Annotated in this window: 13 protein-coding genes; 5 read left to right on the plus strand and 8 right to left on the minus strand. The window is 46.2% G+C overall.

From position 1 onward, the window contains the following. Positions 1-10 precede the first annotated feature (10 nt). Together malF and malE are read right to left on the minus strand one after the other, a co-directional pair. On the minus strand, positions 11-1,582 hold the full coding sequence (gene malF / locus PUN32_RS02320) for a maltose ABC transporter permease MalF (protein ID WP_274721596.1): 1,572 nt from the start codon (positions 1,580-1,582) through the stop codon (positions 11-13). A 72-nt stretch (positions 1,583-1,654) separates the two neighbouring features. Continuing rightward, a complete protein-coding gene (malE, locus tag PUN32_RS02325) occupies positions 1,655-2,836 on the minus strand; it encodes a maltose/maltodextrin ABC transporter substrate-binding protein MalE (RefSeq protein WP_274721597.1) in 1,182 nt (393 codons plus the stop codon). Between the two features lie 666 nt (positions 2,837-3,502). Here malE and malK point away from each other — a divergent pair. Beyond that, positions 3,503-4,624 (plus strand): maltose/maltodextrin ABC transporter ATP-binding protein MalK, encoded by a 1,122-nt coding sequence (malK, locus tag PUN32_RS02330; RefSeq protein ID WP_166015140.1) that lies wholly within the window; start codon positions 3,503-3,505, stop codon positions 4,622-4,624. A 55-nt stretch (positions 4,625-4,679) separates the two neighbouring features. Here malK and vpsT read toward each other — a convergent pair whose 3' ends face one another. Together vpsT and ppiC are read right to left on the minus strand one after the other, a co-directional pair. Beyond that, positions 4,680-5,354 (minus strand): LuxR family transcriptional regulator VpsT, encoded by a 675-nt coding sequence (gene vpsT / locus PUN32_RS02335; protein WP_274721598.1) that lies wholly within the window; start codon positions 5,352-5,354, stop codon positions 4,680-4,682. A gap of 224 nt (positions 5,355-5,578) precedes the next feature. After that, complete coding sequence (gene ppiC, locus PUN32_RS02340; protein WP_274721599.1) at positions 5,579-5,857, minus strand: peptidylprolyl isomerase PpiC; 279 nt, start codon at positions 5,855-5,857, stop codon at positions 5,579-5,581. A gap of 297 nt (positions 5,858-6,154) precedes the next feature. Here ppiC and PUN32_RS02345 point away from each other — a divergent pair, with 297 nt between their 5' ends. Continuing rightward, a complete protein-coding gene (locus tag PUN32_RS02345) occupies positions 6,155-7,075 on the plus strand; it encodes a chemotaxis protein (protein WP_274721600.1) in 921 nt (306 codons plus the stop codon). A gap of 27 nt (positions 7,076-7,102) precedes the next feature. Here PUN32_RS02345 and PUN32_RS02350 read toward each other — a convergent pair whose 3' ends face one another. Then, the gene (locus tag PUN32_RS02350; protein ID WP_274721601.1) at positions 7,103-7,609 is read right to left on the minus strand and encodes a MarR family winged helix-turn-helix transcriptional regulator; all 507 of its coding nucleotides are present in this window, start codon (positions 7,607-7,609) and stop codon (positions 7,103-7,105) included. A 277-nt stretch (positions 7,610-7,886) separates the two neighbouring features. Between PUN32_RS02350 and PUN32_RS02355 the strand changes: the two genes are divergently transcribed. Continuing rightward, complete coding sequence (locus PUN32_RS02355; protein WP_274721602.1) at positions 7,887-9,410, plus strand: EAL domain-containing protein; 1,524 nt, start codon at positions 7,887-7,889, stop codon at positions 9,408-9,410. 98 nt (positions 9,411-9,508) lie between these two features. On the opposite strand, the gene pncB is transcribed toward PUN32_RS02355, so the two are convergent. Further along, positions 9,509-10,816, minus strand: a complete 1,308-nt coding sequence (gene pncB / locus PUN32_RS02360; RefSeq protein WP_274721603.1) for a nicotinate phosphoribosyltransferase — start codon at positions 10,814-10,816, stop codon at positions 9,509-9,511. 408 nt (positions 10,817-11,224) lie between these two features. Between pncB and PUN32_RS02365 the strand changes: the two genes are divergently transcribed. Further along, a complete protein-coding gene (locus tag PUN32_RS02365; RefSeq protein WP_274721604.1) occupies positions 11,225-11,941 on the plus strand; it encodes an NUDIX hydrolase in 717 nt (238 codons plus the stop codon). 149 nt (positions 11,942-12,090) lie between these two features. Then, positions 12,091-13,458, plus strand: coding sequence for an alpha-amylase family glycosyl hydrolase (locus tag PUN32_RS02370; RefSeq protein WP_406707939.1), 1,368 nt, complete (start codon positions 12,091-12,093; stop codon positions 13,456-13,458). Between the two features lie 200 nt (positions 13,459-13,658). Here the strand turns inward: PUN32_RS02370 and PUN32_RS02375 are convergent, their stop codons facing one another. Beyond that, the gene (locus tag PUN32_RS02375; protein WP_166015149.1) at positions 13,659-14,126 is read right to left on the minus strand and encodes a YjiG family protein; all 468 of its coding nucleotides are present in this window, start codon (positions 14,124-14,126) and stop codon (positions 13,659-13,661) included. Then, a complete protein-coding gene (locus PUN32_RS02380) occupies positions 14,126-14,851 on the minus strand; it encodes a nucleoside recognition domain-containing protein (RefSeq protein WP_166015150.1) in 726 nt (241 codons plus the stop codon). Before PUN32_RS02380 ends, PUN32_RS02375 begins: the two co-directional genes overlap by 1 nt. Between the last annotated feature and the right edge of the window lie 13 nt (positions 14,852-14,864).

Consider the following 14,864-nt stretch of genomic DNA (forward strand, 5'->3'; position numbering starts at 1 on the left):
ATGCTCCTTATTATTGGCTCAGCTTAGTAAAGCGCAGGTTAAGCAGCGCTAAGGCGCCTACCAGTAAGAAGATCAACGTGGCAATCGCACTCGCCAGACCGAAGTCTTGGCCGCCCGCGCCTTCAAACGCAATCCGGTAGGTATAGCTGACCAGCAGATCGGTGTAACCCGCAGGCTCTGAAGTGCCGATACGGTTAGGTCCACCTTGAGTTAACAACTGAATCATAACAAAGTTGTTAAAGTTAAAAGCAAAACTTGCGATCAGTAACGGTGTCAGTGGCTTAATCATCATTGGCAACGTAATTTTGGTGAAATTATTAATAAAATTCGCACCATCAATCGCCGATGCTTCATACAGATCATCCGGGATCGCTTTAAGTAGCCCCATACACAAAATCATCATATAAGGGAAACCAAGCCAAGTATTGACAATCAATACCATGGTTTTGGCCAGCAGTGGCTCAGAGAACCAAGCCGGACTGATCCCAAATAAGCCATTCAGTACCATATTGATTTCACCGAAGCTTTGGTTAAACAAACCGCGGAAAATCAAAATCGAGATAAATGCCGGAACCGCATAGGGCAGAATCAGTAGCACACGATAAACCGCGCGGCCTTTGAGTGCTTCCCACTGCACAACACTTGCCAGTACCAGCCCAATGATCAGGGTAAAAATCACCGTTAAAACTGAGAAGATCACCGTCCAAATAAAGATATTGATAAACGGCTCTTTAATGCCCTCATCTTTCCAGACTCGTTCAAAGTTGTGAGTCCCAATCGATACCACAAATCCAGGCGAGACGCGATCACCGATAAATTCACCGCTATCATTGACTGGTTGGTAAAAACCGATTTCCATATTAGGACTAAGCTTTTGACCCGACTGATTATTGATCAGCGTTTCACCATCCGCTTGTAGGGTATACAAAGGTTTGACTGCGGCGAATTTGCGTAACCCGCTCATACGGATATCTTCACCATCAGGGAAATGCAGATCAATGCCACTTAATACCGAACGATAACTGATGATGGTTTTGATCGGTTCAAGTTCACCCGCAACACCCTCTACCACTTCGATATTGAGATCCGATGGAATATTCTCACTCAGCGAGAAAGCTTCAGTAGCTAAAAGCTGATCTCCATCTTCAATCAGTAAACGATAACCTTGCTCAGTGTTATAAAGTTGGAATGTATAACTCTCGCCACTTTGAAAGGTCTGATCCATCAGCACCGACTGCGCCCGCTCCAACGAGAGCTGATTTTTCGCACTGTAGTTGGTAAAAGCCAGGTTCACGGTATACGCGAGGGGGAACAGAATAAACAGGATCATTCCCGCAATACCGGGATAGATATAACGATGTGCGTATGTTTTAGGACTGGCAAATACATACAAAGCCAATGTGGTCAGGATCAGCGTCAGCAATGCAAACGCTACCTCACCGCGAGAATACATAATAATGGTTGCGTAGCCATTCACGATACCTACTGCGCCAAGTACTGCCCATTTTAAAAATGCACGTTTGTCGATTGGACGTACCGCAGTTGGTTCGGACATAGCCTGTGTACCTTGAGCTGACTGCATAAATAACCTGCTAGCGTGTTGTTACCAAGAAATGGGAGGGGGAAAATGCCCCCTCCAAGATATGACGATGGGTTATCGAGTCATCTGTTTTTCAGCATCAGCCAGTGCGGCATCAACGGTTTGGCGACCATCAACAATGTTGATGATGGCATTTTTCACTGCACTCCAGAATGCGTTCATTTCTGGAATATTAGGCATGATTTCACCATTCATAGCGTTATCCATGGTCGCGGCAATACGTGTATCCGCATCCAATTCACGCTGGAATGAATTCAGTGCTACAGCACCCAGTGGTTTATCATTGTTCACCATACGTAGACCATCATTGGTCAACAGATAGTTTTCGATAAACTCAACCGCTAGATCTTTGTTTGGAGAAGCGGTACTGATACCCGCAGTCAGTACGCCGACAAAAGGTTTTGACGCTTGAGAGTTAAATTTAGGCAACGTTGTCACACCATAATTGATGCCTGACTTATCAATGTTGCCCCATGACCATGGGCCGTTGATGGTCATCGCTGTGGTACCTTGGTTAAAGGCTGCTTCAGATACCGAATAATCCATATCTGGTGAAATGATCCCTTTATCAACTAGGCCTTTGACGAAGTTCATCGCCTCTTTGACACCTTTGTTGTTAACGCCAGCATCTTTGACATCGTAACCATCCATGCCATATTTGAACGCATAACCACCATCAGCAGCCATTAGCGGCCAAGTGAAATACGGTTCTTTGAGGTTCCACATAATCGCGGACTTGCCTTCTTTTTTCAGTTTGGCATCCAGTTCAGCCACTTCTTCCCAGTTCTTCGGTGGGTTAGGCACTAAATCTTTGTTGTAAATCAAAGATAGCGATTCAACAGCAATCGGATAACCGATCAGCTTACCTTTGTATTTCACCGCATCCCAAGCAAAGTCCACGGTACCCTCTTGGATTTTCTTGGAAGGTTTGATCTCAACCAACAGACCCGCATCAGCATAACCACCAAAGCGGTCATGAGCCCAGAACACAATGTCAGGACCATCACCCGTGGCCGCCGTTTGTGGGAATCGATCTTGCAGGCCATCAGGGTGAGCCACGGTCACTTTCACCCCAGTGTCCGCTTCAAATTTTTTACCGACTTCCGCCAGACCGTTATAACCTTTATCACCATTAATCCAAATAGTGAGTTGTCCTTGTTCTATAGCAGCATGGGCACCAAACGAACCAAGAGCAACCAAAGTGCTCAGCGCGACTGTGCTTAGGGCATTTTTCATATTTATATCCTTTTTTTTGTGTTGTAGGGCTCACCAAGAGGTTTTGCCGTATTTCGCCATTCATGATCAGAAAAAAGCGCATGCAACTCATCATCCCAATCCCTACGCCCTCGGTATTATGGCGTATTTTCGTGATCTCTATCGATGCATGTCAGCGAGCTAAATCACAAAAAGCAGGATTGGTGTGATCCTACGCAACTTATCCGCCATCAATTATTTGAACTGGATCTAACTACGCCTGACGCCCCCTCCTCCACCTCATCCTTGACTACTCCCCCTACAAAAAAAATGATGAGGAGGATGCAAGCATTGACCATTTCACACAAACTCACTGCATCCTAAAGAGGATGGTAAGAGCCTTTTCCAGTTCACAACTTGTGACTGGTTCCACCGCCAAGTCGGTTGTCGATATAAAATCATATTGGTAGTGAGCATTACGGGAGAGATATGATTTTTTATACGGGGGAAACAACCGACTTTTCGTGGCAGACGGGTGAATGGCTTCATAGCCGGAGTCTTCACCCTTTCTTTTCTTACCTAATAAGGCGGCGCTGTCAATCGAGCCACTGTGGTTCGCCTTATCCAATTCCTGCTGTTATTGCGTGCACAATAATTCATATAATGAGCCGCAGTAATGATTAAAAATCTTGATCGAGGACGAGCTAGATGGCGAGTGTCACGTTAAAAAATGTATGTAAAGCTTATGGCGATGTGCTGATTTCTAAGGATGTCGACCTAGAGATTCAAGAAGGCGAATTTGTGGTATTCGTCGGCCCTTCAGGTTGTGGTAAATCAACCCTACTGCGTTGTATTGCCGGGCTCGAAGACATTACCTCGGGCGATCTGTATATCGGTGAGCAACGGATGAATGATATTGAACCGTCCAAACGCGGAGTGGGTATGGTGTTTCAATCCTACGCACTTTATCCGCATCTCAACCTCTATGACAACATGTCGTTTGGCTTGAAACTGTCTAAATCGGACAAAAATGAGATCAAACAACGCGTCGATCACGCTGCTGAAATTCTGCAGCTCAGTCATCTGCTCGACCGTCAACCAAAAGCCCTGTCTGGTGGTCAGCGCCAGCGAGTAGCGATTGGTCGTACTCTGGTTTCGCAGCCTAACGTCTTTTTACTCGATGAACCGCTGTCTAACCTTGACGCGGCGCTACGCGTGCAGATGCGCTCAGAAATTACCAAGCTACAACGCAAACTAGGCTGCACCATGATTTACGTTACTCACGACCAAGTCGAAGCGATGACCATGGCCGATAAAATCGTTGTGTTGGATGCTGGTTTTGTCTCACAAGTGGGTAAACCACTTGAACTGTACCACTACCCAGAAAATCGCTTTGTGGCCGGCTTTATAGGTTCACCAAAAATGAACTTTATGAGTGTGTTTATTGAGGCGGTAGAAAAAGATCGCGTACAAGTACAACTTTCTAAAGGAGCAACATTCTGGATCCCTGTCGATGGTACCACCGTCACACGCGGTCAACGTATGTCGCTCGGTATCCGTCCAGAGCATTTAGTCGAAGCGGAAAAAGGTGACGCTCAAATCGAAGGTAAAGTGATGATCGTTGAGAAATTGGGCAACGAAACACAAGTCTATATGAATCTAAAAGGTTCTGACTCTGATGTCATTTATCGCCAACCCGATACCCTCGATGTTGAAACCGGTGACTCGTTGACAATTGGCATCCCTGCCTATCGCTGCCATCTGTTTCACAGCGATGGTCGAGCTTGCCGCCGTCTATACCAAGAAAAAGGCACCGAATCCAAGCGTTAAGCCTATCTTTACTGACTACGCCCTCTTATTTAAGAGGGCTTTTTATTATGCCTAATTAAGCATCAACATCTTCAAGACCGATATTATTTTTGGCCCAAATCAGAGCCTGCAGGCGGTTTTTGGCATTAATTTTTTTAAATACATTATGCAAATGGGTTTTAACGGTATTTTCACTGACAAAAAGCTGATCGGCAATTTCAATATTAGATGCCCCACTGCCCAGCAACTTAATAATTTGTTGCTCTCTTTTGGTTAATTTTGCGTACATTTGCGAAGTCACCACAGAATGGCCGGTACGATAATGCAGGATATATTCTTGAGCCAGTTTACGCGTTAACCACATTTCGTCTTGCAAAACGTTGCCCATACCTTTGATCAGCTTATCGATATCATCCTCTACATAAAAAACACCGACCAGATTATTCCACTTGAACAATGCTTTATGCTCAATATCGAGCGGACAATTTATAATGACTTCTTTAGCATCAGGGCAGCATAGCTGCCTGAAAGCGCTATAATCATTTAAGGCATTGTCTGCAATTCTCGAGTAATCAATCATCAATATCTGAATATTTCGACTGGCGGGCTTATTTTCCTCAAGCCAGATTTGTGAAAATGGCGTGATCTCCAGCGCCACGGGAAGCTTTGATTCCAGTGCTTCTTTCAACAATCTCGATTGCATACCAACATCAGACAACATTCTAACGTTTAGCTTTTCCTGACCTTTCATTTCATCCTTCCTAACGCAGCAAGACCAACGTAATTAAACTAACGTTAAGTAAGGCGAAGTCAATCTTCAAAAATAAGACAAACGTTTAAGCAGGGAAATTTAAGACCATAATGAGCATAATGCATCATGTTGAGCGTTATTTCTCAATATTAAGAATATATTAATCACAACCACGGCAAGCATTAATCAAATATCAACCAAGTTGCTTAATTAATTGGCAAAAATTACGTACGATAAAGCACTTTGATGATATGCCAACCAAATTTGGTTTTAACCAGCTGCGGGGTTAATATCTCCCCCTGAAAACACGCTTTATCAAAAGCAGGCACCATTTGACCTTGGCGAAACTCACCCAGATCGCCGCCTTTTTTACCTGAAGGGCACAACGAATATTTTTTGGCTAACAGATGAAACTTAGCCCCTTGCTTGAGTTGCGCGAGAATATCATCCGCTTGTTGTTGATGTTTGACTAAAATATGCAACGCTGCCGCAGTACGAGCCATAGGATCCCCCGATTTTAATTAGCCGCGTAGTGTACCTGAACAGCCATAAATGTAAACGTATGGCTTAGATCAAAATAAATGGCTTAAATATCAGCTAAATTCAAGCTATACCCAAACAACTTGGAGCTGCAGGTAGGCGGCAAGTGAGTGAGTCCCCACGAGCATAGGCAAACGATGTGATTGGGGTGAGCAAACGTAGCCAACACCACTGCAGCTTCAAGTCGGAAGGGGATATTGCATTACCGATAAGGTAATTTCGTCTAGTATCAATCACCTTCACGAGATAAAGATAGCGTTATGGCAAAAGTGGTCAGTAAAGCGAATCAAGCACAGGGCATGTTGATGTTCACCCTCAGTGCTCAACAACAACTTTTCGCGATTGGTACTCTAAAAGTGCGGGAAATTGTCACTTACCAACCGATGACGCAAATACCCTACTCCCATCATCATGTGATTGGTACTGTGACCATTCGCAATTTAACCATCCCGGTGATTGATATGGCGGCTGCAATTGGCTTTCGTGCTATCCAGCCCAGTGAATATCAACAATGCTATCTGATCGTGACCGATTGTTTGCGCACCGTGGTCGCGTTTATGGTGCGTAGTATTGAAAAAATCATCGAATGCGATTGGCGACAAATTGAGTCCTCGCCGCCTTCTGCTGGGCATAATGTGTTTGTCACCGGTATCACTCACTTTCAAGATAAGATAGTCCAGCTCCTTGATGTAGAATTACTGCTGTCAAAAATCTATCCTCAGTATGAGTCATCGAAAATACCCATGTTGACCGATATTGAACGTGAACGGCTTAAGCCACTCAATATTCTGCTCGTCGATGATTCTTCGATTGCCCGTAAACAGCTCTCTGATGCGTTAGACCGTATTAATATTGCCTATCAGATATGTAAAAATGGCAATGATGCGATCGAACTGATGCGTAACATGGCGAGAGAACATCGCGCAATCAATATTCTGGTCAGTGACATTGAAATGCCCGGCTTAGATGGCTATGAACTGGCGTTTGAAGTGCAAAATGATCCCGCGTTAAACCAGGCCTACTGTATTTTGCACACCTCCTTATCCAGCGAAATCTGTCTTGATCGCGCCCACCAAGTCGGGGCTCATGAAGCATTAGAGAAATTTAATGCGACCGAATTGATTGAGGCGATGCTACGCGGAGCCAAAAAACTCCAAACTCAGTGCTTAACTCAGGCATAAATCGCTCAGGAGGTAACGGCTAGCCTCTTATTGAAAATGCCCATCCCAGCGCTGTTCATAATGGCTTAGCCATTGCTGCAATTGATTGGACAGCGCATCTTGCTCAAGCTCAGAAAAACCGTTCAAAATGCGCGTTTGCCACGCCAAATATTCGACTAACAAGGCGTCGATGCGGTACACACCTTGCTCACTGAGCGTAACGTCAATACTGCGCCGATCCGCTTGGCTCATGGTCCGAATCAGCCAGCCTTTGTGTTCAAGCTGATCCAGACGATGAGTCATCGCCCCCGAACTCAGCAAGGTCAGACTTTGCAACATAGCGGGGGTTAAACAGTAAGGCGCTCCAGCACGACGCAGCGCAAGCAACACTTCAAATTCACCTGGGGTTAAGCCAATTTGCTGGTAAAACTTCGCCATTGCCAATTCAATGCGTTTAGTGATGCGCAAGGTACGGTCAATAATGGCCATCGGTAAGGTATTCCACTCTGGCTTTTGATCTGCCCATTGCTGAATCGCGATAGTCACTGAGTCCATAGGTACTCTTCCTTTTCATACTTAGAGATTATGTTATCAACATCATGGAAATAAACCATTTTTCGGTATTCCCATTACAATTCAGTTCTGTTCATCTACTATGATAGAAATGTCAACTATACCCAAATAACTGGGAGTTGCAGGTAGACGGCAAGTGAGTGAGTCCCCATGAGCATAGGCAAACTATGTGATTGGGGTGAACGAACGTAGCCAACACCGCTGCAGCTTCAAGTAGGAAGGGTATATCTCCAAGCCAATAATCGCTAAGGAATAGCCAGTGCTTGCGAAAATACCGACCAGAATCGCGTTAGCCATTTTTATCTCTCCACTGATTATTCTGTTGCTGACCCAACAGTTGTGGGTTACTTATGCGATACAGTTTTTGCTCAATCAAAAATTTACAGAAATTAATCAATATGTTGAGCAACGTAATCTAGCTTTGGATAACATGATCACCACTCAAGTGCAGTCGATGACTTTTAGTTGTGACACGAATGATATGCAACTAATTAATAATCCACTGTTTTACAATCGCTTTATCCGTCTGATCGGGATTGAAACTGCGCAAGGAGTCGGTTGCTCAACCATAGGTTACCCGATCCCACTACCCGCTGAGTTGCCTAACTCAACCATAATGAGCATGGGCTATCACCTTTCTGCCACACCGCAAACCGAAAGTGCGTCACGGGAGCTGTTAATTCAATATGTTGAGCCGCGTGGCCGGGTATTTTGGGTAGTGGATGGTAGCTGGGCACAAGAACTGCTACGTGAGCCTTGTACCGAGTGTTTTTATCTGAAATTTCGCTTTTTAGACCCGGCCCTGAGTGCGCTCACCATCCAACGCGGCAATTTGGCCATTTTGGCGCAAACCGAGAAGCTGTCGGTTTATCGACAATCCGGCCAGGCGCCCTTTGAGAGCGAACAGACCTTGATCGCAGGAGCGGCTCTACACACTTTCGCCCGCCAACAAATTTTCGCATGGGGGATCCCTATCTCTCTGCTGCTTGGCTTACTGTTTTCCAGCAGCTATCTGATTTTGCGTAACTATCGTAACTCAATTGAAGGCTTGATTGAGAAAGGGATCCGAGATGAAGAGTTTATTCCTTACTATCAACCGATCGTCGATTCTAGAACCCGTGAAGTGGTCGGTTATGAAGTCCTACTACGCTGGCAGAAAGGCCAGCAATTGTTACCGCCAAGCCTATTTATCTCTGCTGCCGAAAATTCCGGTTTAGTGGTCGAAATGACCAATCAACTGATCCAAAGAGTCTGCTTAGATTTAGAGCATATTCCGGCTCACTGTTGGATAAGTATAAACGTGGTCGCTGATCATCTAGAGCAACACCATCTTTCCCAATTATTGGAACAGTTACACTGGCCATACAGTGAACGTATTACGTTTGAATTAACCGAAAGAACACCGATCAAAGTCATGACCCAAGCGCAAGATGAAGTGGCTAGTCTATTGCGACAAGGCTACCAGTTTAAACTGGATGATTTTGGAACTGGCTATGGTGGATTTGCTTATCTACAAAACTTACAAATTACCAGCATTAAAATCGACAAAATGTTCGTCGATACCATCAACACCAGTGATGTAAAAATCAGCGTATTAGATTCGATTATTGGCTCAGCCCAGGGCGGTAATATTGAAGTGATCGCCGAGGGGGTGGAACATCAGTATCAGGTCGATTATTTAGCGCAACGCGGCGTATATTGGATCCAAGGTTATTTCTATGCTAAGCCGATGCCACTAGAGCAAGTTTTGCAATTTACTCTCCATCCAACACCGACACGGTAAGTCGGTGATGAGCAGTAATGCGACTCTAGCGCGTCACCGCCTCATCCGACCGACAACCATGGTGAACCGAGAGATCAAAAGAGAAGCGCGGCGATCAATTATGCCGCTGAAATATAATTGCGTGGCGAACGGGTTTGCTGTGCAAGCTCTTGGATCAGCGCATCTAGATTCAGTTCAATATTAAAACGGCGCTTAAGGTTGGCGAGAAAGATCGGGTCTTCACACATCGCTTTCTCAGGTTGGTCACTGATTTTTGCCACCGGACGACCTTGACACTCAGCCAGCTTAATCACCATCGATAACGGACGATATTCAACCCCTGTCGCGTTGCGCCACTGGGCTAAATCATTGGTCAAAAAGGTGCCAATCCCAAACGAAATTTTCACTCGTCCAGCAAAATACTCACACAAATCCAACGCCTGATCGAAATCCAAGCCATCAGAAAAAATAAACAGCTTGCTCATTGGATCAATACCGAGCTGCTGATAATGAGCAATCATGCGATCCCCCCAGCGGAATGGACAACCGGAATCGTGGCGCACCCCATCATAAGCATTGGCCAAGTGACGATTAAAATCACTCAAGAAAGCATCAATGGTTAAAGTATCGGTTGGAGCAATCGCCAACATGCCATCAAAAGCGCTGAGCCAACGCTGTAATGCCACTTGTTGTGAATCACGCTCATTCACCAGTGCTTGATGGCCCATAAACCACTCATGGGCAATCGTGCCAATCGGTTTTAAACCAAACTCACGCGCGAAATGATAATTGCTGGTGCCCAACATCCATTGTGGAATTTCTTGCTGCAAACACGCCACCACATCACGTTGTACTTGGCTGGAGAAACGACGCCGCGTGCCCATTTCCGTGAGTGAGAAATTGGTGATGCCACGGCGAGCAATGTCGGCTTTGAGTTTAGTTAATTTGCGCTGTAACACCTTGAGCGGCAAATCAGCGGGAACATCCGCCCAACGCTGACGACTGCGCACTTCGGCCACAATCGCCATCACTAAGGTTTCATATAAGATGGTGTCACGCCAACTACCGCGAATACCAATCCGCAGTTGCTGTTTACCTGCCTGCTGCAGCACACCGATTTCCACCTGCTCTTGCGGCGTAAAATGAAAATAGCGCAGAGATTGCAAAAAAGTCGGCTTAAGATGGGGCGCATGCTGGATTAAATAGTGAATATCCGCGTCTGAAAAACGCAGTGAACCCAGCTCGGCGATCGCTTGGCGAATTTCGGCGAGTAGTGAACTGACATCCTCATCACTGCGCACAATCAACTCGTAACGTACCGATACATCGGGATAAAAATGGTGTATCGCCTGCATCATATTGATTTTATAAGCATCAAGGTCAAGCAGACTACGAATGATGTGGGGAGAAAACAGGCGTGGACTCATGATTGCCCTCCTTCAGTTCACTTTCGATGTTAGTAACATATTGTTGCTAACTTTTGCTGGCACGATAATCGAGCCACCAGCGTTTGTCAACTTTTGTGACAAACCAAGCATAAAAATGGCCATCATCACTCTTATCACCAGCTATGACTATATCCAAATAACTTGGAGTTGCAGGTAGGCGGCAAGGAAGTGAGTCCGCATGGGCATAGACAAACTATGTGATTGGGGTAAACGAACGTCGCCAACACCGCTGCAGCTTCAACTCGGAAGGGGATAGACACAGCTCTTTTGATTATCGATAGTGGCACCATTATGTCTGAAACCTAAGTTTGTCACATTTTGTTATTTATATTTGACCCTTACCTTTCAGTTACCTAGAATACTCCTATCTCACTTTAGGAGCCTTGTATGATTGTCACCATTGATATGGTCTGCTTGCGCCTAGCCCCAGCGGGTATTGAGACCTTATTAGTCAAGCGCAACAATCCACACCGCTCTGACTGTGGCTTATGGGCATTGCCTGGCGGCTGGGTGTTTGATGAAGATCTCAGCGCCCAAGGCGGAGAGCCGGCCGATAAAGATTTTGACTCTGCGCGGCGGCGCATCTGCCGCCAAAAAATCCATACCTACCCGAATTTCATCAGCGATCCACTGGTCGATGGCAACCCTAAACGCGATCCTGATGGTTGGAGTATCAGTATTTCCCACTACGCCCTACTCAATCACACCAACATTAAACAAATTGAAGAAGCGGGCATGGCCAAAAGCCGTGTCAATTGGTTTGCGCTGGAGAATATATTACAAGGTAAGCAGACTCTGGCCTTTGATCACGTGGCACAAATTCAGCACGCTTGGAAAAAACTGCGCGCTGCGGTCGAATACACCTCTGTCGCCCTATTCTTGCTTGAAAAAGAATTTTTGGTCGCCGACATTATTGATGCCTACGCTAAATTCGGCGTCGAAGTGAACCGCATGACCATCAAACGCCGCTTAATCGACACCGGTGTGATAGTCAGCACTAACCGGATTGTCGCCTCCAACAAAGGCAAAGGCGGCAAACCTGCGATGGTCTATCGCTTAGCCAGCAAAGAGATGATCTATTTTCAGACCTGCTTACGCAGTTAGTCGGTAAATAGATCATTACTACGCCTCACCAATCCTCCAGATCAGCCTTCGATCAAGGAGGATGACGCCCAGCAAGCCACGTCTATAATCCCAGCCATTGAATTGCTTCAAACCCATGCACCACACGACAAAAATGTGTGGCGGCGTAGTTGCAGGGAGTCACACCATTGTCCAAATCCAATGCCAACGTTATTTTGCATGCCTTTGATTGGCCATATGCAGAGATCGCCAAACAAGCCAAATTAATTCAGCAACTGGGCTATGGTTCAGTACTGGTTTCACCACCGATGCGCAGTGCTCACTGCGCGCCATGGTGGCAACGCTATCAACCACAAGATTACCGAGTGATCGATAACCCACTAGGCAATACCCTCGATTTCAAAGCCATGCTCACGGCCCTTAGCCAGCATGGCGTGCAAGTTTATGCCGATGTGGTGTTTAACCACATGGCCAATGAAACCAAACAACGCAGTGATCTGAGCTATCCTAGTCAAGCCGTACTTGCCGAATACCAACAAGATCCAGAACACTACGCCGAACTACGCTTATTTGGCAATCTAGCTGAACCGCTATTTAACCAGCAAGATTTTGTCGCCGCATTTGGGATTAAAAATTGGCAGGATAAGTGGCAGGTACAAAATGGCCGCATCAGCGGAGGACCAACGGATCCTGGCTTACCGACCTTACGCGTGCATCCGCATGTGATCGAGCAGCAGAAAAACTATTTGCTCGCCCTCAAGCAAATGGGCGTGAAAGGTTTTCGCATCGATGCAGCAAAACACATGACCTTAGAACATATTAAGCAAGTGTGGAGCGATGCTATCACCGATGGTATGCATATTTTTGGTGAAATTATCACCGCAGGAGGCGCCACCGAGCAGGAGTATGAAATTTTTCTGCAGCCCTATCTGCAAGAAACACGCTTTGGTGCCTACGACTTTCCGCTGTTCAGTATTTTATTTAACGCTTTTTCAGCCCAAGGCAGCTTAAAAAGTTTGATTGATCCCTACTGCTTTGGCCAAGCGCTTTCCAATCGGCGCGCGATTACCTTTGCGATCACCCACGACATCCCTAACAACGCGGTATTTGCCAATCTAGTGTTGGATGAAGCCGATGAATGGTTAGCGTACGCTTATGTGTTAGGTCGTGATGGAGGAACCCCTCTGGTGTATACCGACCTCAATCCAAGCGGGATCGAAAATCGTCAAGGCCAGCCACGCTGGGTCAATAGCTGGCAAGATCCACGCATGGCGCAGATGATCGCCTTCCATAATCAATGTCATGGCGAACCGATGCAAGTGCTGATCGGCACCGATGATCTGCTGATCTTCCGCCGCGGTACCCAAGGCTTAGTCGCGATCAATAAATCACAGCGTAAGCAGTCGGTAACCATCGCTTGGCCACAAGCTATGCAAGAGACGTTAACGGGTCAAACTTGGCAGCCAAATAATGGCCAATTAGAACTGGAGCTTGCAGCGCAAGCTTATGTCATGTTGTGCAGCTTCAGTGAAGCCTAAGACAAGTGGGTAATTGGTATCAACCGAGCTAGTCCACATTGCGGCAGCTTCAAATAGATAGGCAATAAGTGCGATAAAAAAATCCCCACTGATTGGCTTGAGTCACTTAACACTCAGTCAATCAATGGGGAGAGTCGATGCGCTGCCTCACCCACTTAGCATGGTGTTTCACCACGCCCAGTCAGTGGACAAATAAACCCTTACAGGAATAGGTTCATCACTAACATCGCGCCAAATGCGTTGAGTACTGAAATCGCAATCATCACTGGGATATAGCGACCTTCAGTACCAATTGGGCCAAGAATACGACCGATATACTGCACTTGCGATCCCATCAAATAAATCGCAGGAGCCAAAATCGCAATGTGGGTACCATTTAAAATACCTTGGTCAAACAAGGTGATCACCACACCAACCGCACCGCCCATCGACATCCATGCACCAATCAGTACTGCTGCCGCTTCACCTGGTAAGCCAAAAATAGCCATCAGTGGTGAAAATACCGTACCCATCAGATCAAGAGCACCGGTAATTTGCAGCGCTTTGATGATCACAAACGCCATCAGTACATTCGGTACTGTTGAAGTCGTTGCAATCACCCAGCCTTTTTTCGCCCCTTCGACGAAAATATCCGTCACCATTGGCTTTTTCGCTTTCACTTCGCTCATCAGTTTGCTTCCTCTAATTTTGGCTCTTGCTGAGCAGATCCTTTACCTTCGGTGAGGTTCAAATAGATACGGAACAAGTTGGCACCGACAATTTTGAAGATAAACATCACCGCAACCGCAAGACCGATTGAAGAAGTTACCGCGGCAGAGCCGTCAGCCAGCGTCAGAGTGAACAGCACCGCACCAGAAGAGAAGAAGTTAACAATGGTCGCACCTGCAGAGAATTGGAACATGGTAAACACGTCCGCTTCACGCTTAGTCAGATGACCTTCATCTTTAAGCTGACGAGTCATGGCTGAACCCGCATCGGTACTTTGCAAAGAAGCAATCAGCGCTAAACCAGTATTACCCGGAATACCCATCACTGGGCGCAATAATGGTGTTAACAGCTTACGAGCCGCATCCAGTGCGCCGTAATGTTCCAGCACATTGATCATACCCAGTGCGAACATCACGGTTGGGATCAGAGTCAGAGCAAACAGGAAACCATCACGAGCACCACTGCCCCCTTGGCCACGCAACGAAGTCGTTGCAACTTGTAGCCCATCAGCGGTTTCGCTGACATTGTACGCCACTTTACCAAAAGCACCGTTTAACGTGGTGAAATCAAATACACCATACCATTGGTTAGATTGCAGTAAGCCAGAGAAAAAGACCACTGCGAATGCTAACGCAACGTAGCATCCCCAGGTCACTTTTCGCTCTAGAGTTGTCGATTGACTCATCATTACCTCTATA

This window comes from Vibrio chanodichtyis (genome assembly GCF_028863985.1).
Lineage (GTDB): Bacteria > Pseudomonadota > Gammaproteobacteria > Enterobacterales > Vibrionaceae > Vibrio > Vibrio chanodichtyis.

Bases quoted from the DNA above. Each gene is read 5' to 3' on its own strand.
- malF (WP_274721596.1), bottom strand. From the start codon at position 1,582: ATGCAGTCAGCTCAAGGTACACAGGCTATGTCCGAACCAACTGCGGTA.
- malE (WP_274721597.1), bottom strand. From the start codon at position 2,836: ATGAAAAATGCCCTAAGCACAGTCGCGCTGAGCACTTTGGTTGCTCTT.
- malK (WP_166015140.1), top strand. From the start codon at position 3,503: ATGGCGAGTGTCACGTTAAAAAATGTATGTAAAGCTTATGGCGATGTG.
- vpsT (WP_274721598.1), bottom strand. From the start codon at position 5,354: ATGAAAGGTCAGGAAAAGCTAAACGTTAGAATGTTGTCTGATGTTGGT.
- ppiC (WP_274721599.1), bottom strand. From the start codon at position 5,857: ATGGCTCGTACTGCGGCAGCGTTGCATATTTTAGTCAAACATCAACAA.
- PUN32_RS02345 (WP_274721600.1), top strand. From the start codon at position 6,155: ATGGCAAAAGTGGTCAGTAAAGCGAATCAAGCACAGGGCATGTTGATG.
- PUN32_RS02350 (WP_274721601.1), bottom strand. From the start codon at position 7,609: ATGGACTCAGTGACTATCGCGATTCAGCAATGGGCAGATCAAAAGCCA.
- pncB (WP_274721603.1), bottom strand. From the start codon at position 10,816: ATGAGTCCACGCCTGTTTTCTCCCCACATCATTCGTAGTCTGCTTGAC.
- PUN32_RS02365 (WP_274721604.1), top strand. From the start codon at position 11,225: ATGATTGTCACCATTGATATGGTCTGCTTGCGCCTAGCCCCAGCGGGT.
- PUN32_RS02375 (WP_166015149.1), bottom strand. From the start codon at position 14,126: ATGAGCGAAGTGAAAGCGAAAAAGCCAATGGTGACGGATATTTTCGTC.
- PUN32_RS02380 (WP_166015150.1), bottom strand. From the start codon at position 14,851: ATGAGTCAATCGACAACTCTAGAGCGAAAAGTGACCTGGGGATGCTAC.